Source organism: Streptosporangium sp. NBC_01639 (assembly GCF_045209755.1).
In the GTDB taxonomy this organism is placed as follows: Bacteria; Actinomycetota; Actinomycetes; order Streptosporangiales; family Streptosporangiaceae; genus Streptosporangium.
Window position 1 is genome coordinate 6,639,816 of the sequence record NZ_CP109272.1, and the last position, 20,621, is coordinate 6,660,436.

A 20,621-nucleotide genomic window follows, 5' to 3' on the forward strand; every position below is an offset into this window, starting at 1 on the left:
ATCTGTGTTCCGGTGGAGAACGCCGGATCCGGGGTGGCGGAAGCGCCCGCGCCCGCCTTCCGGCCGTCCCGTACGGCCGTCGCGACCCCGGCGATGGACCGCCTCTCCACGTGGTGAGGAGGGGAGGGGAAAGCGCTCGACGGCAGCCGCCGCCACGTAGTCTCCCGGGAAAGAGACCGGTAGATCCACAAGGGAGAGTCCGTGCCGTTCACCCCCAGTCACGTCGCCGCGGTGCTGCCGCTGGTCTCCTCGGCGCGGATGCGACGGCTGCTCGACCCCTGGGCCCTCGCCCTGGGCTCGATGGTGCCCGACCTGGCGATCTTCCTGCCTTTTCTGCCGGACTACATGGTCTGGCACTCCCTGCGGGGCGTCTTCACGATCGCCCCGCTCGCCGTCGTCATCCTGCTCGCCGCCTTCCACGGCCTGCTCCGCGACCCGCTGACCGCGCTGCTCCCTCCCGCACTGGCAGGCAGGGTCGCCTCGCTGGCGCCCGGGAGATACGGCGTGCGGCGGCTGCCCGCCGTGCTCGCGGGCGGCATCGTCGGCGCCTGCACCCACAAGCTGTGGGACTCCTTCACCCACCACTACAGCCAGGGCATATGGGGCTGGGAGTGGCTGGCCGCCCCGGCGGTCGGCCCACTCCCCGTGTTCCGCCTGCTGCAGTATCTGTCCACGGTGGCCGGCCTGGCCGTCGTCGCCTGGTGGGCCTGGCGCGGGCTGTCGCGGATGGAGCCGACGGCGGTGCCGGAGCGGCTGACGCTCCCCGCCGGGGTGCGGCGCGGCGTGATCCTGGCGGTCCTGGCCGGCACCGCGCTGGGCGCGGCGGTCTGGCCGGTCGCCTTCCCGGCCGTCGGCTGGGCCCAGACGATCACCAGAGTGGGCGCCGGAGTGGTGGCCGGCTGCTGCGCCCTGCTGCTCCTCTACGCGCTGATGTGGCAGCTCAGGCGGGCCATGGCAGTATTCGAAGGTGTCTAACGCCTCAGATCCGTGCCTCGCCGACTACGCCAACCTGCGCGACGTCGAGCTGCGCAAAAGCCTGGAGGCCGAGCACGGCCTCTTCATCGCCGAGGGGGAGAAGGTGATCCGCCGGGCCGTCGCGGCCGGTTACCCGGTGCGCTCGGTGCTGCTGACCCGGCGCTGGGCCGACCCGCTCGCCGACCTGCTGGACCCGCTCGGCGACCGCGTCCATGTGGTGGACGACGACGTCATGGAGGAGATCGCGGGCTTCCCCGTGCACCGGGGCGCGCTGGCCGCCATGGAGCGGCGTGAGCTGACCGGGACGGACGAGATCCTGCGCGGAGCCTCCCGGCGGGTCCTCGTCCTGGAAGACCTCGTCGACCACGGCAACGTCGGAGCGATCTTCCGATGCGCCGCCGCGCTGGGCGTCGAGGCCGTGATCCTGTCGCCCCGCTGCGCCGACCCTCTCTACCGGCGGTCGGTCAAGGTGTCGATGGGCGCCGTCTTCGCCGTCCCGTACGCGCGGATGACCAACTGGTACGACGGCCTGGCCGAGCTCCGCGCGGCGGGCTTCCAGACGCTCGCGCTGACTCCCGACCAGTCCGCGGTGCCCATGGACGAGGTCGCCATGGCCGCCCGGGTCGCCCTGCTGCTCGGCTCCGAGGGCGACGGGCTCTCCTCGCGCTGGCTGCACGAGGCCGACCATCCGGTCTGCATCCCGATGAGCCCGGCCGCGATGGACCTCGGCGTCGACTCCCTCAACGTGGTCGCCGCCGCCGCGATCGCCTGTCACGGCCTGATGCGCGGCAGCTCGGCAGACCCGGCCCACCGGCGCGGCTGACCGCGGCACCGAGCCCGCCCGCGCCTCCCCTGCGGTGGTCGGTGTCCCGAATCCGTCAGGAGGCGGCGCTCTCGGGTGCCGGGCGATCGGCTGCGGCGGCCCATCCGGCCGTTCGTATCTGACATTAGCTGTCAGGTATGGCTGCCAGCATGGGCGCATGGACATCCTCACGACCCGGCGCCTCAACCGCGCGACGCTGGCCCGCCAGATGCTGCTCCAGCGGGAGAAGACCGATGTCGTCGCGGCCGTGGAGCGCCTCGGGGGCATGCAGGCGCAGGAGGCCAGGCACCCGTTCACCGGCCTGTGGTCAAGGGTCGACGGGTTCCGGCGGGAGGACCTGCACCGGGCCCTGCACGACCGCCTCCTCGTGCGGGCCACGATGATGCGCGCGACGCTGCACCTGATGAGCGCGGCCGACTATATGGCGTTCCGCCTGACGCTGGGGCCCGCGCTCGCCGCCGCGGTGACCGGACGCACCGGCCTGTTCGACGGCCTGGACCTCGACAGGCTGCTCCCGGTGGCCCACCGGCTCCTCCTGGAGCGACCCCGCGACTTCACCACGCTGCGTGGCCTGCTCCAGAAGGAGTTTCCGGAGGCCAACGAGCGGGGGCTGGGGTATGCCGTACGGACTCAGCTACCGCTGGTCATGGTGCCCACCGAGGACCGGTGGGCGTTTCCCCGGACGGCGGCCTTCACCCCGGCGGACGACTGGCTGGGCTCGGAGCTGTCGAGCGAGCCGGTCGAGCGGCTGGTGCTGCGCTACCTGGCCGCCTTCGGCCCTGCCACCTCGGCGGACGCGCAGACCTGGTCCGGGATCAAGGGACTGCGCGCCGTACTGGACGGTCTCCGCCCCCGGTTGCGGGTCTTCCGTGACGAGCAGGGCCGTGAGCTGTTCGACCTCCCCGACGCCCCGCGCCCCGACGAGGACGTCCCGGCGCCCGCGCGGTTCCTGCCCGACTTCGACAACCTGGTGCTCGCGCACGCCGACCGCACCCGCGTGATCGCCGACGAGTATCGGGAGAAGGTCGTCACCAAGAACCTGCGTGTGCGGGCCACGTTCCTCTGGGACGGCTCCGTGCGCGGCACCTGGCAGGTGGAGCGGAGGCGCAAGGCAGCGGTCCTGCGGCTGACACCCTTCGAATCCCTGTCCGAGAGCGCGGTCTCCGACCTGACCCGGGAGGCCGACGCCCTGCTGCGCTTCGCCGAACCGGACGCCGAAACCCTGGAGATCCGGATCGACGACCTCTGACGTGACACCTGGCGAGGTCTCGGAGACCTCTCCGCCGGAGACCGGTTAATCGGGACCGGGTCGCCGGTGGCCCGGTGCCGCACCGGCGCGGGGCCGACCACGACGGTCCCCGCTGTGCCGGCGTGCGGCGGGTGCCCGGACCCGACCTGGCCGTGGAACGCGTCCTCGGCGGTCAGACGTCACTGGTCGGCTGCTCACCGGCCCAGTTCAGCAGGCGGCCGGCGGTCTGGAAGCGCCGGTCGGCGTTGGACTCGCCGAGGATCACCCCGACGATCCGGTGGCCGTCGCGGTCGGCGGCGAAGGACAGGCAGTAACCGGCGGCCCGGGTGTAACCGGTCTTGAGGCCCACGGCCCCGGCCGACTTGCCGAGCAGCTTGTTGCTGTTGGTCCAGACATGGGCCCGGTGCACCTTCGACGCCGGCACGGTGTAGCGCGCGGTGGAGGCGATGGCCAGCAGCACCGGGTCACCGAGTGCCGTCTCGGTCAGCTTGGCCTGGTCCTGGGCGGTGGAATAGCCCGGACTCGGCTTGGGCAGCCCGTCGGGATTGCCGTAGCGGGTGCCGGTCAGGCCGAGGGAGCGGGCCGCGGCGTTCATCTTCGCCACGAACCTGCTGTCACCCGGGCCGTAGACGCGGGCCAGCGCATGGGTGGCGTCCGCCCCGGAGGGGAGCATCGCGCCGTACAGCAGATCCCTGACGGTCAGGCGCTCACCCGCGCGCAGGGCCGCGGTCGTCGCGCCGTTCGCCGTCGCGTGCCGTACGTCGCTCGAGTTGACCGTGACCACGTCGTCCAGCTCCGCCTCCCGCAGGACCACGTACGCCGTCATGACCTTCGTCAGGCTGGCCACCGGCAGCCGCTGGGTCGCCCGTTTGCTGAAACGGACCGTTCCGGTGGTGGTGTCGACCAGGTAGGCGGCCCGGGCGGCCACCGCCGGAGCGTCCTGCCGGGCGACGTTCCGGAAGAGCTGCCGAGCGTCCTGCTGGGCGTGGGCGGGCGTGGCGAGCCCGGTGGCCAGAGGGGCCAGGGCGGCCAGAGTGGCGCAGATGATGAGGCGAAATCCCCCGTTTTGCATGAGGGACATGGTGGCAGAGCCGACCGTCGATATGCGGATCTTGGCGTTTTGGCTATTAAAACGTTGACATCCGAGTCGTATGGACAATGTCGGGCTGGAAATCAGCCCCGTCGGGCCTTTGTCGGATTCGGGGGAAAGACATGCCAGGGAAGTTCGTGATCACCAAGGACAAGCGCGGCGAGTTCCGTGTCCGGCCGGCGGTACAGGAGCTCACACGTTGGTGAATTCGCCTTCCGCCCGCCGCGAGACCCTGCGGCGGTGGACGAGAACGGCGATCACGGCCACCACGGCCACGGCGGCCGTGCCCGCCAGGATCGGGGACTCGGCGGCCAGCTTCAGCCAGCCCCAGATCAGCGAATAGAGGCCGAAGGACGTCACCGGCACCCAGGTCAAACAGCCGAGCGCGCTGGCCACGACGTACCAGGGATAGGAGACCCGGAGCACCCCCGCGACCCACGGCAGCGTGTGCCGCAGCCCCGGAACCCAGAAGCAGCCGTAGACGGCGAGCGCACCCCATCTCCTGACGGCGTTCTCCACCGTGAGGATGTTCTTCTCGCCGATCTTCCGGCCCAGCCGGGACGCGTAGAGCCGGGGCCCCAGCTTGTAGCCGATCCAGTAGTAGACCTGGAAGACACCGAAAAGGGCGATCCCGCCGAGGATGACCCAGAGCCACAGCGGCATCCCCAGGAAGGAGGCGGATGTGGGGTCGGGGATGTCCGCCACAAGGAGTCGCACCTGACCACCACCGCCACATCGTTCGGCCTGCCCGACTTCAATATTAGGTCAGGCTTACCTGAGGGGGTGACACGCCCCTGCAAGCGGACGGCAACCGGAGATCAACCATCGAGGCATACACCTGTAGCAACGAAGAAGGGTGTGTGTCATGAGTCCGCGAAGCAGTGTGGCGCCGGTGGTGGCGAGTGGGACCGCGAGCGTCGTGAAGCTGCTGGTGGCCACGCTGGCCTTCACCGGCGCCTACCTGGGGGTGGAGGTCTCCCACAGCGCCTCTGCCCCGGCCCGGGCGGGCGTGAGCGCGCGGAGCGCCCCGGTGCGGACGGTCAGCCTGTCGTCGAAGTCGGCACCACTCGTCACCGCGGAGGCACCGGCCGCCGGCACGATCACCGTGGACACGCTCGCCGCTCTGCGGCCGTGTGAGAAGTCCTACCTGATCCAGGGCATGGTCGACAATCCCCACCCGGAGAGCGTCGTCTCCTACGGCTGGCGCCTGCAGCGCTGGAGCGCGGCCACCCGGAACTGGCGGACCTACCTGACCAGGAACGCAGGCTTCGCCGGCCCGAGCCAGACCGCCAGGTGGCGGCCGAGTGTGATCGACAACCCCGGTTGGTACCGGGCCGAGCTGTCGGTCTCCGGCGGTGCCCGGCTGCGCAGCGAGAAGTTTCTCGTCAGCTGCTGAGAGCCCGCTGCGCCGCCTCCACCCAGCGGGCCACGCCGACCCGCTGGGCCACCGAGAGAGCCTTCTCGTAATGGGGCTTCACCGCCTCGGTGAAGCCGAGTCGGAGAGCCAGGTCACCGAGGGTCAGTGCCACCGGCCACAGCGCCACCACACCGGTGCCCGCTCCGGCGATCCGCTCGGAGAACGGCTTCAGGGTGTCGTAGGCCTCGACCATCCGCTCCCGATCGTCCAGCAGCATGCCCGCCAGAGCCCGCCAGATCATCGCCAGCTCGTAGAGGAAGTCGGGGCGGACCGGGGTCTTCACCGCGATGACCGCCCGCGCGTCGCGGGTGTGCCCGGCCGAGGCCAGGGCCACCGCGTAGGCGTCGAGGGTCCACTTGGCCCCGCGCTGGTGGGCCTCGGCGAGGGGCTCCACCATGTCGGCGGCCCGGCCGTTGACCAGGCGCAGGCAGAAGGTCGTGATCAGCGGCAGGTCCTGGCGGCCCTCCAGCATTCCGGCCCGGGCCGTCAGCCGGGCGGCGTCGCGGTAGGCGCCCTCCGCGCCGGTGAAGTCACCGGCGATCATCAGGCGCTGCCCGGCGTACCAGGTGCAGACGGCGGCCGGTGCGGGCAGGCCGTACTGCCGGGCGAGCCGCTCGGCGGCGGCCACGTGCGCGTCGGCGTCGGCGAACGCGCCCGAGGCGGCCGCGCACTCCATCAGCACGAGGTGGGCCAGTGCCTGGACCGCGACCTGGCCGGTCCGCTTGCCGACCTCCAGCAGCTCCCTGCCGATGACCTCGCGTTCGCCCACCGGGGTGATGCCGTAGGACTGCCGTAGCCGGCCGCTCAGCGCGGTCGCCAGCAGCGCCGGGTCACCGCTGCGCCGGGCTAGCTCCTCGGCCTCCAGCGAGGCCTGCTCGCCACGGGGGGTGGCCGAGCCCTCCAGTTCCAGTGCGAGCGTGGCCAGCAGGCTCGCGCGCAGCGACTGCTCGGCGGCGGGCAGCTCGACCAGCGCCTGCTCGGCGACGTCGACGATCTCCCACGCGGTGCGGGTGAAGTCGCGGGCCATGCCCTTGTGCGGTACGGCCAGCGAGGCCGCCACCCGGGCGGTGAGCTCCAGGTTGCCCAGCGGCAGGGCGGCGTCCATCGCCTCGCGCCGCCGCCCGCGGGCCGCGGCCATGTCACCGCAGAGCGCCAGCGCCTTGATCAGGCTCAGGGTCAGCAGCAGCCGTTCCCTGGTGCTGTCAGGGGTGTGGGTGATGCCGGACCGGTCGAAGGCGGCGATGGCCTGCTCCCACAACGAGGCGGCCTCCCGGTGGGCGAAACGGCGCTCGGCCTGCTCGGCGGCCAGCCCGGCGTAGTGCACCGCCTTGATGGCCGTCTCGGCGGTGCCCGCCGCGTCGTAGTGGTGGGCGAGGGCGGCCACGTCACCGGGGTTCCGGCGCTCGATCACCGCTGCCACCGAGGCGTGCAGCCGGGAGCGGCGCAGCCGGGAGGCGTCGGAGTAAAGGGTGTCGCGGACCAGGTCGTGGTCGAAGCGGAGCATGCCGGGCCCCGGCTCGGTGACCAGCCCGGCGAGCAGCGCCGCCTCCACCGCGTCGACCACGGCGTCCTCGTCGCCCGTCACCTCCACCAGCACGTCCACGTCGACGTCACGGCCGATCACCGCAGCCTGCAGCAGGGTCTGCTGGGCCGCGGAGGGCAGCCGGGAGATCCGCCGCCGCAGCACGTCGCGCACGCCGGATGGCACCCCGGAGATCACCTCGGCGGCCGTGGCACGGTCGCTCACGGCCTCGGCGTCGAGCAGGCGCACCGTCTCCCGGACGAAGAAGGGGTTGCCGCCGGTCCGTTCGACGATGCTGTTGACCGCCTCCTCGTCCACCTCACGCACACAGGTCGCCCGGACCAGCTCGGCCACCGCCTTGGGGTCGAGACCGGTCAGGCCCACCCGGACGGGCCCGAGCCGGGCCAGCGCCGCCAGTACGTCGGCCTGCTGGTCGCTCAGCTCGCTGTCACGGCAGGTCACCACCAGCAGCACCCTGCTGGTGGCCAGCAGGCTCGGCAGCGCGCGCAGCAGCGCGAGGGTCTGGTCGTCGGCCCAGTGCAGATCCTCCAGGGTGAGCAGGATCGGGATGTCCTTGGCGACGGCCGCCAGGTAGCCGCCCACCGCCCGGTGCAGCCGGAAACCGCCGGAGACCTGGTCGTCGTCGGGTGCGGGAGCGGCGTCGTCCAGCAGCGGGGCGAGCAGCGGGGCGTACTCTCCGGGCCCGGCCGCGTTCACCAGGGTGCGCAGGATCTCCACCCAGGCCCAGCCGGGAGGGGTGGCGCTGCTGTCGGGGCAGGCACCGGAGGCGGTGCCCCAGCCGTCGTCGGAGAGCCGTTTGGTGAGCTGGCGGACCAGCGTGGTCTTGCCCGCGCCCGCGTCGCCGCCGATCACCGCGACCGTGAAGCGGCCGGTCCGGGCTGCGGCCGTGGTCAGCCGGTTCAGTTCGGCGTCCCGGCCGACGAACGGCTCGGGCTCCAGCGGCGGCAGCTCCACCGGTGCGGTCGTGGGCCGGGGCGGCCAGGTGTCGGCGGACACCGGAGGGCGCTGCCGGCCGGTCGGCGGGGTGGCGAGCTGCAGGCCCGGATCCTGGGCCAGGATGTCGGACTCCAGTCTGCGCAGCGCCGGCCCCGGGTCGATGCCCAGCTCCTCGGCGAGGATCGTGCGGGCCCTGCGCAGCGCGGCCAGCGCGTCACCCTGCCGCCCGCACCGGTAGAGGCCGAGGGCCAGCAGCCGCCAGCCCTCCTCGCGGAGCGGGTGCTCGGTGGTCAACGCCTCCAGATCGGGCACCGCCTCGGCGGCCATGCCCAGGCGCAGACCGCTGTCGGCGTGCCGCTCGCGGGCCACCAGACGCAGCTCGGCCAGCCGGTTGACCTCGGCCTCGGCCCACGGCTGGTCGGCGAAGTCGGAGTAGGGGGTGCCGCGCCACAGCCCCAGGGCCTTCCCCAGGCGGCCTCGCGCCGACGAGGGGTCGTCGTTCTCCAGATGCTCTCCGGCCATGCGGACCAGCACCTCGAAGCGGAGGGCGTCGACCTGCTCGGGAGCGACCCGGAGCGCGTAGCCGGAGGCCACCGTCACCAGCAGCCGGTTGGGCCCCCCGCGCGGACGGCCGGGTTCGAGGACCCGGCGCAGGCGGGAGATGTAGACCTGCAGGCCCGACTGCGCGCCCTTGGCGGAGTCATCGGCCCACAGGTCGTAGAGGAGGGAGTCGACGGGCACCACCTGCCCGCGTGCCACCAGCAGCCGGGCCAGGACAGCACGCTGCCGCAACCCGCCTAGGTCGAGCTCGTCATCGCTGGAATGCGCCTCGACCGGACCGAGAACCCGGAACGCCACCATGTCAGCCGCCACGCTATGCGGGCCTTCGGATCACGCACAAGGTATTTCCCAATCTAGCGGCTGATCGGCTCCTTCGCCGAGGCCGAAGCGGCGTTCTCACGCCGGCGCAGGAGCGCCCACGCACCGAGCGCCAGGCCGCCGAAGGGGATTTCGACAGTGTAGGTCCAGAAGCCGAAAAGCAGTGCCGCGGCGGTTGCGGAATCGAGTGGCGCGCCGAAGAAGACCAACGCGCCGACGGTCCCCGCCTCCATGATCCCGGCACCGCTCGGGGTCACGAGAGCGCTGGTCAGCACCCTGGACAGAGCGAACACGGCGATCGACTGCGCCAGCCCCGGATAGGCGCCGGTGGCCTGCAGGCAACAGACCAGTATCAGCCACTGCAGCCCGAGGAAGAAGATCATGCCCAGGGTCAGACCCGGCCAGCGGTGCCGTACGACTTCGGAGGTGTCGGCGCGCAACTTCGCCAGCGCCCCGGAGAGGGCGTGCTCGGCGGGGCGGAACCGGTGCGGGAGCGGCCGGACCGCGGCGTCGAGGGCGCGGCCGAGTGCGGTGGCGGCGCGGTCCCAGTAGAGGGCGGCGGCCACCACGGCGACCAGGGCCAGCAGGGACAGCGAGCCCACCCAGCCGGCGTTGGTCACGGCCGGGCTGAGCCGCTGGCCGCTGACCAGCAGGGCCACGATGCCCACGGCGGGCAGGACGAACCGGAACAAGGTGTTCCAGATGCCGCTGGAGAGTGTGGAGACCACCACGGCCCGGAGCGGGAAACCCCATCCCTTGGTCATCGCGATCGTCATCGCCACTCCGGCCGCGCCGCCGAACGGGAGCAGGTTGCTCACCGCGCTGCCGGCCGCGTTCAGCGCCAGCGCCTGCGGATGGGTCAGGCCGGGCAGGGAGGCGGTCAGCACGAACGTGTAGGCCATCAGGCTGGCCAGCCAGACGACGGTCATCAGCGCGACCGTCTGCCAGCTCAGGCTGGAGAACTGGGCGCCGATCTGCGACCAGGAGACGTGCTTGCCGGTCAGCGCCGCCACGATCTGCGGCAGGAAGCGCACGAGTGTGGCGGCCAGTGCCAGGGACACGACCGACAGCCCGATCTGGACCCATTTGTTCTTCATGTAACCTCCTCACACCAGTTTGCCGGTTGGCGGCTCAACCTTTGGAAGGAACATCGAAGGGGTGGCTCATCCTGGTGCCGGGCGGCAGGTCGCGCCGGACGTACCACTCGGTGCCGAAGACGAGACGGTAGAGGGGATGCGGCACCTTGAGCATGACACCGAGCGTGCGGGTGTCCGCGCCGGTGGCCTGGGACGCGTGGGCGGCCATGCTCGCCCGCTTCTGGCGGGCGAAACGCCGCACGCCGACCCGGTGGGTGATCTCCTCACCGGGAGAGTAGGCCTGCTCGAAGGCGCGGATGTCCAACTGGGGGTAGAACCTGCGGACCAGCCGGAGCCCTTTGAGCAGGGGGTTGCGGTTGACCGTGGCCTCCAGCACGATCGGGGTGCCGGCGAGCTCGGCGGCCCGGCCACCGACCCGGTGCACCTGGACGTGGTCGGGGTGCCCGTAGCCTCCGGCGGGATCGTAGGTCGTCAGCAGGTCGGCGTCCTCCTCGGTGAGGATCGCGGCGAGCCGCCGGGCGGCGTTCTCGGCGTCGGCGTCGATGAACGCGTTGTCCGGCCGGTCGTCGGCGATCCCGCCGCCGGGTGCCAGCCCGGAGTCTCCGTAGCCGAGGTTGACCACCCGGGCGCAGCCGAGCGCCGCCGCCGACTTGTAGAGCTCGGCGATGCGCGCGGCGGCCAGGGCCTCGCCGGGTTCGAGGTCGGCCTGACCGCGTTCGCCGGAGGTCGCCACGACGAGCACCACGCGGTGTCCCTCGGCGGCGAGCATCGCCATGGTGCCCGCGGTCAGCAGGGCCTCGTCGTCGGGATGGGCATGGAAGAACACGGCTGTTTTGACGGTGTTGATCGCGGCTCACTTCCGTTCGTGTCATCTGGGGAGGGGTCCGCCCTTATGGGCACGCAGGCATGATCTCACGCGGGGCTACGCTGGCACGGTGAGGATCCTCCACGTCAGTGACTGTTACCTGCCGCGTCTCGGCGGGATCGAGGTGCAGGTCGGCGATCTGGTCCGGATGCAGAGGGAGGCGGGTCACGAGGTCGAGGTGGCGACCGCGACTCCCGGAGAGCCCCTGTCCGGTGTCTACCGGATCGTCGCCAAGCTCCCCGCTGACCTGCCGGTCCATCCGTTCGGGGTGGGGCACCTGCTGCGGTTGATGAGAGCGCGGCGCCCCGATGTGGTGCACGTGCACACCGGGGCGGTCTCGCCGTTCGCCTGGATGGGTGTCCGCGCGGCCGTGCGGATGGGCCTGCCCGTGGTCGTGACCGTGCACAGCATGTGGGATCCGGTCACCCGGGCGCTCTACCGGGGGCTGCGGCTGGTGTTCGAGTGGCACCGCTGGGGATTGGTGGGCACCGCGGTGAGCGAAGCCGCGGCGCTGCCGATCCGCGGGGTGGCCGGGCGCCGGGTGCCGGTGCACGTGGTCTCCAACGGCCTCGACGTCTCCGGCTGGCGTTCCGCCGCCCTGGTCCGTCGAGAGCCCGGTGACGGGGCCGTCCACGTCGTCGCGGTGGGGCGGCTGGCCCCCCGCAAGCAGCCCGTCCGGCTGCTCCGGCTGCTGAAGGAGGCCCGCGCCCGGGTGCCGCAGGAGACGCGGATGCGGGCCACCGTCGTCGGGGACGGCCCGGCGCGCTCGCAGATGGAGCGCTATCTGCGGGCCAACGGGATGAGCGACTGGGTCTCGCTGCCCGGCCGCTACAGCCGTGACCGGATCCGCGAGCTGCTCGCCTCGGCCGACGTGTTCGTGGCCCCGGCGCCCCGCGAGTCCTTCGGCCTGGCCGCACTGGAGGCCAGGGCGGCGGGCATCCCGGTGGTCGCGCGGGCTCAGAGCGGGGTGGCCGACTTCGTCCGTCCTGGCAAGGAGGGGCTGCTCGGGCGGAGTTTCGACGATCTGGTCGCGTCGGTGGCCAGGCTGGTCGGCGACCGCGAGCTGCGCGAGTCGATCGCGGCGCACAACCGGGAGACCGAGCCCGTCCGCAGTTCGTGGCCGGCGGTGCTGGAGGGCTTCGAGCAGTGCTACCGGCAGGCTCGCACGGGCCGGGGCTGACGCCGGCCGTCCCGGTCGTCGGCCGGGTCGTACGGCGCGGGTGGGTCGTACGGTGCGGGCGGGAAAGCGGAGAGCTCCTGCCGCGGTGGCAGGAGCTCTCCGCTTTGGCCGGTACGGCCGCCGCGCCGCGCTGCCCCCCGCAGGCGGAGCGGCGGCCGTACCGGGAGGTGCCTCCCGTTCCTGGGAGGCACGGGCTTCGCTAGGAACAGGAGGTCTGGAGCTTGACGCCGGCCTCGGTCAGCTTCTTGCTGAACTCCGGCACCGCGGCGGCGGCCGCGGACGGGTCCTTGGCGTCGATCTTCAGGCCGCCCATGGAGGTGGCGACGTCGTTCAGCGCGGAGGCCACGTCGCCGTCGGACTTGGCGGCCAGTGCCTTCAGGTCCTCGCCGAGCTTCTGGTTCGCCTGGTTGAACTTCTCCAGGTCGCCGACGTTGGCCGCCATGGACGAGGTGTAGCCCGTGATGAGCTGCTGCGCCTCGGTGCAGAGCGCGGCGTTGCCGGAGCCGCAGGCGGCGGTCATCGAGAGAAGAGCGACCCCCGCGACGGCGACGGCGATACGGCGGGAGGTGAGAGCGGTGAGCATTTCTGCCTTTCATTGCATTTCGTGACAGAGGGGACAGTAGGCAGCCGTCCTTGCGGATCACTTTCAGCACGCTTACAGAAAGAGATTCTTGTGACTCAGGGTAATTCCTGATGTGCGTGGGGTAAGAGGGATGTATGGCTGAGGCGATCGTTGGTCCTGGTCCTGCCCAGCACTCGCTCAAGCGGGTGATCGGACGCCGGGTCCTCCTGCTGTTCGTGATAGGCGACATCCTCGGCGCGGGGATATACGCCCTGGTCGGGAAGGTCGCCGGATACGTCGGCGGGGCCCTGTGGGCACCGTTCCTCGTCGCCTTCGTGCTGGCCGCGCTGACCGCGTCGGCCTATGCCGAGCTTGTCGGGAAATATCCGCAGGCCGCCGGAGCGGCGCTTTATGCGAACAAGGCGTTCAACATACCCTTTGTCACCTTCATCGTGGCTTTCGCCGTACTGATGAGCGGCATCACCTCGGCGAGCGCCGCGGCTCGGGCGTTCGGCGGCGACTACCTGGGGGAGTTCGTCACCCTGCCGGTCGTCGTCGGCGCGCTCATCTTCCTCGGCGTCGTGGCGCTGGTGAACTTCGCCGGGATCTCCGAGTCGATCAAGGTCAACGTCGTCCTGACCGTCATCGAGGCGTTCGGCCTGCTGGTCGTCATCGCGATCGGGATCTACGCGCTGCTGTCGGGCGCGGGCGATCCCGCCAGGGCACTTTCGTTCCATCCGGTCAACGGCGCGTTCCTCGGTGTCCTCGGCGGCACCGCCCTCGCCTTCTACGCGCTGCTCGGCTTCGAGGACTCGGTCAACCTGGCGGAGGAGTCGAAGGACCCGCAGGGCGACTATCCGCGTGCGCTCTTCGGTGGCCTGATCGTGGCCGCGGTGATCTACCTGGCGGTCGCGTTCACCGCGACCATGCTGGTGGACACCGAGACGCTGAAGCGTTCGACCGGCCCGCTCCTGGAGGTCGTCAAGGTCGCGGGGCTGGCCTTCCCACCCAAGCTGTTCGCGCTGATCGCGCTGCTCGCGGTGGGCAACACCGCGCTGATCAACATGCTCATGGCCTCACGTCTGGTGTACGGCATGGCGCGTGAGGGGATCGTGCCGAAGGTCTTCGCGGCGGTCCATCCCACGAGGTCATCCCCGTGGGTCGCCATCGTGTTCACCGTGGGCATCGCCGCGGTGCTGGTCGCCACGGGTGATGTGGGCAACCTGGCGGACACGACGGTGCTCCTGCTGCTGTGTGTGTTCGCCATGGTCAACGTGGCCGTGCTGGTCCTCCGCAAGGACCGGGTGGAGCACGGCCACTACCGGGCGCCGAGCTGGATGCCGGTGCTGGGCGCGGTGGTCTGCCTTGTCCTGGCGCTGCCCTTCACGGGGCGCGCCGGCGACGTCTATCTCCGGGCGGGTGGGCTGATCGCCGTAGGTGTGGTTCTCTGGTTCGTGAACCGGCTGTTTCTGGTGGGACAGGGCGACCGTCCCGAGGGAGACTCAGAACGGAAGATGGCGCCCTGAGGGCGTGCGGAGGTCAAGAGGGACGGGCTTCCGGGGCGGTCGGGGCCTATGAACGATCCGTACTCTTTTCACCTCATACTCCTTTTTGTTGGAGTTTGAGAGAGACTACGTCAGCTCACCGACAACTCTGTACGTCCTCGGCCCTGGTGAGGTCGTGAGGCCGCCGCCTCCATACCCGGCCTGTCAAGGGGACCTGTGCCGTGTGAGAAAGTTACATGGCTGGGAGAGGCCGGGGTAGAGGGTTGATCATGTTAGTCGGAAACGAGCCGGAGCCGAGTTTCGCCGCCACATCCGGCCTGCACGGTACGACGCTCGTCGTGCGGGCCAGTGGCGAGCTGGATCATTACCACACCCCCATCCTACGGGCGGAGATGAACAGGGCCTGGGCCGCCCTGCAGTCGCAGACCCTGATCCTCGATCTCTCGGCACTCACCTTCTGTGACTCCTCGGGCATCGGGGAGCTGCTCCAGGCACGTCATCAGGGCCAGGTCAGAAGGGTCCGGTTCATCCTGACCGGCATCCAGGGCAACCTGGCACGACGGCTCAACCTCGCCGGCCTGACCCAGGTGTTCGAGGTGTTCCCCTCCGTCGCCGAGGCGCTCGAAGCCGCTTAGGGGACTCGAAGCCGCTTAGGGGAACCGCGGACCGCCCGGCGGAGCGGGTGCGGTCACCACGGGGAGCCGTCCTGCCCCTGCCTTCCGGCTCGGGCGGCCATCGCCGCTCTCCGACAGGCCGAGTGCGGCCTCCGGTGACAGTGGGGTTGCCCGGCTGTTGCGAGGGGACCGCGTCTCCACCGAGTTCCACCTCTACCCCGGGGCCTTCCATGGCTTCGACGTGATGGTGCCCGACGCGGAGGTCAGCCGGCGGGCCGCCGCCGAACGGGTGGCCGTGCTGCGCCGGGCGCTGCTCCGCCGGCCTCCGGGCCCGAACGCCTTTCACCCGACCGGTTCGACGGGCAGTGCGTACGACCACAGTTCGACGCCGCCGACGCCGCCGACGCCGCCCCGCCGCACCCGGTGGGCGGTGTCCCGGATCGTCACGCTGCCCGTCGGTTCCCTCCTGGGGACGTCGCCCGCTGCCGGGGAAACTCCTGAGGCAGGAGATGGGCGAGCAGGGAGCGGGCCTCTCGCAACTCGTCGATCTCCGGGAAGGATCTTATAAGCCGGGCTCATATTTGAGACGACAGCGTGATCTTCGACTGAAAAGATCTCCTTTTTCTCCGGACACCGAAGGAAATCGAATGAGAAGGATCGCCACCGGTCTCGTCGTGAGCCTCATCCTGCTCACGCCGCTGCCCGCCCGTGCTGATACTCCCGATCCGATCAAAGCGCTCCGCACGCAGATCGTGCCCGGCAGGGGCGTCACCGTCTCTCTGATCACCCGTATGTCGGCCGACGGTAAGCAATTCGCCACCATCCGGACTACGCGCGTCGCCGGATTCCGTAAGGGAGGGTTGGTGGAAACGGATGACATCAGCACGTTTTACTCGCCGGTTCTCTCCGAGAGTCTGGAAGCAGACGCTCTCTTCCCGACACTGCTCATTAAAGTCGAAGGTGCGTACTACACCTCGGGCGGCGAGTTGATCGGCAAGCTGCCACCGGGCAAGAAGTGGGTGCGCAGTCGATGGCCCGAGTCCAGTCCCATGGATGCCACGGTCGATCTCTTCGAGCCGGGTACGCTGCGGGCGCTGCTCGCCACCGCCTCCTCCATCGGCTCGCGCGCAGCCAAGGGCACCATCTATACCTCCAAGATCCCCGGTCGGCCTTTCGGTGGGTGGTCGGGACGCGGCGAGAAGGTTGCCTGGGCGCTCTGGTTCGATGCCAAGGGCAGGGTCACCCGCCTGACCACCACGACCTCTCAGCGGACGAATGACAACTACGAGCTGGGTCTCAGTTCCGACCTGCGCTTCACCGGCTGGGGCGCCCAGGTGACCATCGAGCCGCCGCCCGAGGATCTGGTCATCGAGGCCGACGACCTTCCCAGGTCGGGCAGCTTGTTCGAGGAGTCGCCGATGAAGATCGAAGCTCCCTCGAAGGGGAACTGAGTCCAGGGCTGCTTGGTGAAGCCGTGAACGCAGACGTGCTCACCTCCGACGAGGACGACATGGCCAGGCTCTGCGGGAAAACCGTCAAGGTCGTCGGAGTCTGAGGCTTACGGGCCACGTGGCGATGACCGTCGGCGTCCGCGGTGGGGGAGAGCTGAGGGAGGCCTTGAGCATCCCGTGAGCTTCCCCCCGTAGCACGGCCACCTCACCTGAGTTGACCCTGTGTCGGCTGGGAAGGAAGTGCTTCGTGCCTGCACCTCACCCGATCGAGTTCCGTCAGCGTGCCGTCGAGCTTGCCCGTAAGGGTGATAAACCGGTCTCTGTCCTTGCTGAAAACCTGGGTATCAGCGATTCCTGTCTGCGGAGTTGGATGCGCCAGGCCGACACCGATGACAACGGCGGTGCGCAGCTGACCAGCGCGGAGAAGAAGGAGCTCTCCGATCTGCGGCGCCGAACCCGGCAGCTTGAGCTGGAGAATGAGATCCTCAAGCGGGCGGCTGCGTATTTCGCCCGGGAGAACGTGCTCCCAAAATAGGGTACGCGCTGGTCCGTGAACTCGCCGATGACGACTTTCCTGTCGCGGTGGCCTGCCGGGTGTTGAACATTTCCAGATCGGGCTACAAAGACTGGGTTGGCCGGCCGCAGTCACCACGCGACCAAAGAAACACCGAACTACTGAAGCTGATCCGTGACATCCATGAGACGTCACGTTACAGCTACGGCTCGCCGCGGATCCACGCGGAGCTGACGCTCGGCCTGGACCTGGAGGTCAACCGCAAGCGCGTCGAGCGGCTCATGCGTGAGGCCGGCATCCAGGGCATCTACCGGCGCAAGGGCCGCCGCAACCTCGTCAACGCCGCCACCGAGGAGGATCTGGTCCGCCGGGCCTTCACGGTGCAAGCGCCGGACCGGCTGTGGGTCAGCGACATCACCGAGCACCCCACCGACGAAGGGAAACTGTATTGCGCCGCTGTCATGGACGCCTATTCTCGTCGCATCATCGGCCATTCTATCGACATACGCCAGACCAGCGCTCTGGTCGTCGACGCGATGGTCATGGCCGTCGCCCGCCGTAACCCGCCCAGCAGGAAGACGATCCTGCATTCTGACCATGGAACACAGTACACATCGTTCTCGTATGGGAAACGGCTCCGTGATGCTGAACTCCTCGGCTCGATGGGAACCGTCGGCGATTGCTACGACAATGCCATGATGGAATCGTTCTGGGGAACGATGCAGCTCGAACTGCTCGACGTTGACAAATGGTCAACAAGAGCCGAGTTGGCCAGCGCGATGTTTGAATGGATCGAGTGCTGGTATAACCCGTATAGGCGTCATTCCAGCATCGGCATGAACAGCCCAATCGCGTTCGAGGAGCTCTACAAGCCCTCAGACGCAACCTCGTGATCCCACACCATCGGTGGCTGTAGTACGGGGGGAACCTCACCCGAGCTTCACTCACCGGACAGACCGCCTCGGCCCGCTGAGTGCCTACACCGGCCTCCTCGTGAGCACCTGTGACAGTGAGAAGACGGAGGTATCGCCGACCGGACAGCGGCACGTGTGTCCCGAGCCACGAAAAATCAGCGGAGAAGGCCTGCGCAGAGGACCCATCAGCCGAAAGTACGCCTGATCGGTGGATGATCGGCCGACTCAGGTCAGACCGTTCTGCCGATGGGCCGCCGCCGTCTCAGCCGCCACGATCAGGTCATGACCGATGAGAGCGTGACAGGACAGCTCCGGTCTCCGCAGTCGCCGCGGAGCGGCCGGCCGGCGGATGACCGGAACACGGCAGGAACGTCCGCCGTAGCCTCCTCCACCAGGGCGGAGTGGCTCGTGCCCGCGGCGCTGATCGTGCTCAGCGCCGTTCCTGTGATCGCCGGTGCCGTCCGCCTGACCGAGCTGACGGGCGGCGCGGAGATCACGCCGGAGAACGCGCGGTTCTTCGCGGTGCCCCTGCCCGTGGTGCTGCACATCATCAGCGCCACCTTGTACGGCGTGCTGGGGGCCTTTCAGTTCGTCCCCCGTTTCCGCCGCCGCCGGCCCGGCTGGCACCGCCTCGCCGGGCGGGTCCTGGTCCCCTGCGGACTCGTCGCAGCGCTTTCGGGGCTGTGGATGACCCTGTTCTATCCCCGCCCTGACGGTGACGGCGATCTCCTCGCCGTCTTCCGGCTCCTGTTCGGCTCGGCCATGGTCCTGGCCCTTGTTCTCGGTTTCGCCGCGATCCGGCGGCGGAACGTCGCCCGGCACCGCGCCTGGATGATCCGCGGTTATGCGATCGGCCTGGGTGCGGGTACGCAGGCGCTGACCCACCTGTTCTGGTTCCTGTTCTTCGGCACGCCCGGAGAGTTCCCCAGAGCGCTGCTCGTGGGCGCGGGCTGGGTGATCAACCTCGCCGTGGCCGAATGGATCATTCGTAGGCGATCGGCCGTCCGGCCCCGTACCCGGCTCAGTTCTTGACGCGGTTGGTCTCATAGGCCCACATGGCGATCTCGACGCGGTTGCGGGCACCGAGCTTGGCCATCAGGCTGGCGATGTGGGACTTGACGGTGCTGAGGGAGATGTGGAGCGCATCGGCGATCTCGTTGTTGGTCCGTCCGCGTGCCACGGTGGCCAGGATCTGCTCTTCCCGGTCCGTGAGTGTCTCGACGGGGTGCGCCGGCGGTGAGACGGGCCCGGCGCCGGCGAAGGCGCTGAGCAGCCGTGCGGTGACACTCGGGGCGATGAGCGCGTCGCCGGTGGCGGCGGCGTGGATGGCCTGGGAGAGCATGGCGGCGCCGGCGTTCTTGAGCAGAAAACCCCGGGCACCGGCTCGCAGGGCGGCGTAGACGTAGTCATCGAGGTCGAAGGTGGTGATGACGACGACGGCGAGCGGGTCGGCGACGTTCGGTCCGGCGAGGGAGCGGGTGGCCTCGATGCCGTCGAGGACGGGCATGCGAATGTCGAACAGGCACACGTCGGGGCGCAGGCGCCGCGCGAGTTCGACGGCTCGCCGTCCGTCGGCGGCCTCGCCGACGACCTCGATGCCCGGTTGGGCGTCGAGGATCATCACCAGCCCGGTGCGGGCGATCTCCTGGTCGTCGGCGACGATCACTCGGATGCTCATGTCGCCGCTCCGCTCCGGGGCAGTACGGCGGTCACGGTCCAGCCTCGGTCGGGGTTGGGGCCTGCTTCGCAGGTGCCACCGAGCAGGTCGGCGCGTTCGACCATGCCGATGAGCCCGTATCCCGGCGGTGCGGCCGGGCGTATGGGGCCGCTGTCGCCGTCGTCGCTCACACGCAGGTGCACCGATGTGTCGTCGGCGGTGACGCGGACCTCGATGCGGGTGGCGTGCCGGGCGTGCCGCTGGGCGTTGGTGACCGACTCCTGGGCGAGACGGTAGATCGCGGCCTCGACCGGCGGGGGGAGGCCGTCGACGTCGCCGGAGATCTCCACCTCGACCGAGGGGCCGGAACGGCCTCGGCTCGCGAGCTGTTCGAGATCGGTGACGCGTCGGCCGGGCACCAGGTCCGCGGGTTGGTCCCGGCGCAGGATGCGGACCATGGCGCGCATCTCGTCGAGGGCGCGTGCCGCCTCGACCTCGATCACGCGGAGCGCGTCGGTGGCGGCGTTCGGTCGCGACTCCGACGTGGCGAGGCCCGCCTGGGCGCGGATCGCCATCGCCGAGACGTGATGGGCGACGGTGTCGTGCAGGTCGCGGGCGAGCTGTTCGCGTTCGAGCAGTTTGATCTGGTCGAGCTCGCGCGTCCTCGCCCTGGCCCGGTACCGGAGTGCTCCGCCCAGGGCGACGGCCGAGAACAGGACGGCGAACGCGCCGACCATGTCGCCGGGGGTGAGTCGGCCGAAGAGCAGTGAGAGGGAGACCGCGACGATCATGATCGTCAACCCGAGCGTGACCTCGCGTCCCGACCCCCACCGGAACAGCGAGTACACCAGGATCAGCAGGTACGCCATCGTGTACGTCTCTGCGGAGTCGCCGCCCGTCAGCAGCGGGGCCAGGCTGGTGGTGGCGAAGGCGATCGCGACCATCGGCAGCGGCCTGGTCCGGCGCCACAACAACGTGGGCACCAGGCCGACAGTGAGGATCACCGAGACGGTCCGCCACGGAAGTTCCGGCCGCAGAAGCCCTTCGAGCACCGCGACCGGCACGAGCACTCCCACGAGCACCCAGTCCCGCCATACCCGCGGCGGAGGGTCGGGGGGACCGGGCTCGTCCCACACGGAGCGAAGAACGGAGGGCACATGAACATGGTACGAGAGCCGGTGCCGCTCGGGACGGCCCAAAGCACGGGGACGCACCCTCCGCCGACATGCGGGAAGCGAGTTGTCTCCCGAGGGGCACTGCCACGTCAACGGCTCTTCGAATTACCGACCGGCCACCGCGTGATCGGCGGCACCGACGTCAAGCTGGGTGACCCGTCCGAGTGGGGCACCT

Annotated in this window: 19 protein-coding genes; 11 read left to right on the forward strand and 8 right to left on the reverse strand. The window is 70.0% G+C overall.

What is annotated here, in order from left to right:
* Positions 1-201 precede the first annotated feature (201 nt).
* The 3 genes from OHA77_RS30210 (at position 202) to OHA77_RS30220 (ending at position 3,047) form a co-directional block, all read left to right on the forward strand.
* Positions 202-975 carry a DUF4184 family protein gene (locus OHA77_RS30210; RefSeq protein ID WP_406312780.1) on the forward strand — a complete coding sequence of 258 codons (774 nt, stop codon included), beginning with the start codon at positions 202-204 and terminating at the stop codon, positions 973-975.
* Positions 968-1,798: a TrmH family RNA methyltransferase gene (locus OHA77_RS30215; protein WP_406312781.1), complete on the forward strand. Its 831-nt coding sequence runs from the start codon at positions 968-970 to the stop codon at positions 1,796-1,798. Before OHA77_RS30210 ends, OHA77_RS30215 begins: the two co-directional genes overlap by 8 nt.
* Before the next feature lie 157 nt (positions 1,799-1,955).
* Positions 1,956-3,047 (forward strand): winged helix DNA-binding domain-containing protein, encoded by a 1,092-nt coding sequence (locus tag OHA77_RS30220; RefSeq protein WP_406312782.1) that lies wholly within the window; start codon positions 1,956-1,958, stop codon positions 3,045-3,047.
* Between the two features lie 172 nt (positions 3,048-3,219).
* On the opposite strand, the gene OHA77_RS30225 is transcribed toward OHA77_RS30220, so the two are convergent.
* Both OHA77_RS30225 and OHA77_RS30230 read right to left on the reverse strand, forming a co-directional pair.
* Positions 3,220-4,119, reverse strand: a complete 900-nt coding sequence (locus OHA77_RS30225) for a D-alanyl-D-alanine carboxypeptidase family protein (protein WP_406312783.1) — start codon at positions 4,117-4,119, stop codon at positions 3,220-3,222.
* A 210-nt stretch (positions 4,120-4,329) separates the two neighbouring features.
* The gene (locus OHA77_RS30230; RefSeq protein WP_406312784.1) at positions 4,330-4,854 is read right to left on the reverse strand and encodes a DedA family protein; all 525 of its coding nucleotides are present in this window, start codon (positions 4,852-4,854) and stop codon (positions 4,330-4,332) included.
* Between the two features lie 148 nt (positions 4,855-5,002).
* On the opposite strand from OHA77_RS30230, the gene OHA77_RS30235 reads away from it, so the two are divergent.
* Entirely contained in the window at positions 5,003-5,533 is a 531-nt protein-coding gene (locus OHA77_RS30235) for a hypothetical protein (RefSeq protein ID WP_406312785.1), read from the forward strand.
* Here the strand turns inward: OHA77_RS30235 and OHA77_RS30240 are convergent.
* The 3 genes from OHA77_RS30240 to OHA77_RS30250 are packed head-to-tail and all read right to left on the reverse strand — an operon-like array spanning position 5,523 to position 10,835.
* Positions 5,523-8,906 (reverse strand): BTAD domain-containing putative transcriptional regulator, encoded by a 3,384-nt coding sequence (locus tag OHA77_RS30240; protein ID WP_326824793.1) that lies wholly within the window; start codon positions 8,904-8,906, stop codon positions 5,523-5,525. The two genes, OHA77_RS30235 and OHA77_RS30240, sit on opposite strands and share 11 nt — an antisense overlap.
* Positions 8,907-8,947: 41 nt before the next feature.
* Positions 8,948-10,009: a lysylphosphatidylglycerol synthase transmembrane domain-containing protein gene (locus tag OHA77_RS30245; RefSeq protein ID WP_326824792.1), complete on the reverse strand. Its 1,062-nt coding sequence runs from the start codon at positions 10,007-10,009 to the stop codon at positions 8,948-8,950.
* Positions 10,010-10,043: 34 nt separating this feature from the next.
* Entirely contained in the window at positions 10,044-10,835 is a 792-nt protein-coding gene (locus OHA77_RS30250) for a PIG-L deacetylase family protein (RefSeq protein WP_406312786.1), read from the reverse strand.
* Between the two features lie 109 nt (positions 10,836-10,944).
* On the opposite strand from OHA77_RS30250, the gene OHA77_RS30255 reads away from it, so the two are divergent.
* Positions 10,945-12,054, forward strand: a complete 1,110-nt coding sequence (locus OHA77_RS30255; RefSeq protein WP_406312787.1) for a glycosyltransferase family 4 protein — start codon at positions 10,945-10,947, stop codon at positions 12,052-12,054.
* A gap of 199 nt (positions 12,055-12,253) precedes the next feature.
* On the opposite strand, the gene OHA77_RS30260 is transcribed toward OHA77_RS30255, so the two are convergent.
* Positions 12,254-12,637: a hypothetical protein gene (locus tag OHA77_RS30260; RefSeq protein ID WP_406312788.1), complete on the reverse strand. Its 384-nt coding sequence runs from the start codon at positions 12,635-12,637 to the stop codon at positions 12,254-12,256.
* Positions 12,638-12,771: 134 nt separating this feature from the next.
* On the opposite strand from OHA77_RS30260, the gene OHA77_RS30265 reads away from it, so the two are divergent.
* From OHA77_RS30265 to OHA77_RS30290, 6 genes are all read left to right on the forward strand, one after another.
* A complete protein-coding gene (locus OHA77_RS30265) occupies positions 12,772-14,142 on the forward strand; it encodes an APC family permease (RefSeq protein ID WP_406312789.1) in 1,371 nt (456 codons plus the stop codon).
* A 248-nt stretch (positions 14,143-14,390) separates the two neighbouring features.
* Positions 14,391-14,756, forward strand: coding sequence for an STAS domain-containing protein (locus tag OHA77_RS30270; RefSeq protein WP_406312790.1), 366 nt, complete (start codon positions 14,391-14,393; stop codon positions 14,754-14,756).
* Between the two features lie 626 nt (positions 14,757-15,382).
* Positions 15,383-16,186 (forward strand): hypothetical protein, encoded by an 804-nt coding sequence (locus tag OHA77_RS30275; protein ID WP_406312791.1) that lies wholly within the window; start codon positions 15,383-15,385, stop codon positions 16,184-16,186.
* Positions 16,187-16,433: 247 nt separating this feature from the next.
* Positions 16,434-16,721, forward strand: coding sequence for a transposase (locus OHA77_RS30280; protein ID WP_406312792.1), 288 nt, complete (start codon positions 16,434-16,436; stop codon positions 16,719-16,721).
* A gap of 47 nt (positions 16,722-16,768) precedes the next feature.
* Positions 16,769-17,593 carry an IS3 family transposase gene (locus tag OHA77_RS30285; RefSeq protein WP_406312793.1) on the forward strand — a complete coding sequence of 275 codons (825 nt, stop codon included), beginning with the start codon at positions 16,769-16,771 and terminating at the stop codon, positions 17,591-17,593.
* A 303-nt stretch (positions 17,594-17,896) separates the two neighbouring features.
* Positions 17,897-18,646 (forward strand): DUF2306 domain-containing protein, encoded by a 750-nt coding sequence (locus OHA77_RS30290; protein ID WP_406312794.1) that lies wholly within the window; start codon positions 17,897-17,899, stop codon positions 18,644-18,646.
* On the opposite strand, the gene OHA77_RS30295 is transcribed toward OHA77_RS30290, so the two are convergent.
* Both OHA77_RS30295 and OHA77_RS30300 read right to left on the reverse strand, forming a co-directional pair.
* Positions 18,636-19,292 (reverse strand): response regulator transcription factor, encoded by a 657-nt coding sequence (locus tag OHA77_RS30295; RefSeq protein WP_326824783.1) that lies wholly within the window; start codon positions 19,290-19,292, stop codon positions 18,636-18,638. The genes OHA77_RS30290 and OHA77_RS30295 overlap by 11 nt on opposite strands.
* Complete coding sequence (locus OHA77_RS30300) at positions 19,289-20,428, reverse strand: histidine kinase (protein WP_406312795.1); 1,140 nt, start codon at positions 20,426-20,428, stop codon at positions 19,289-19,291. The genes OHA77_RS30295 and OHA77_RS30300 overlap by 4 nt, the downstream gene beginning before the upstream one ends.
* Positions 20,429-20,621 lie beyond the last annotated feature (193 nt).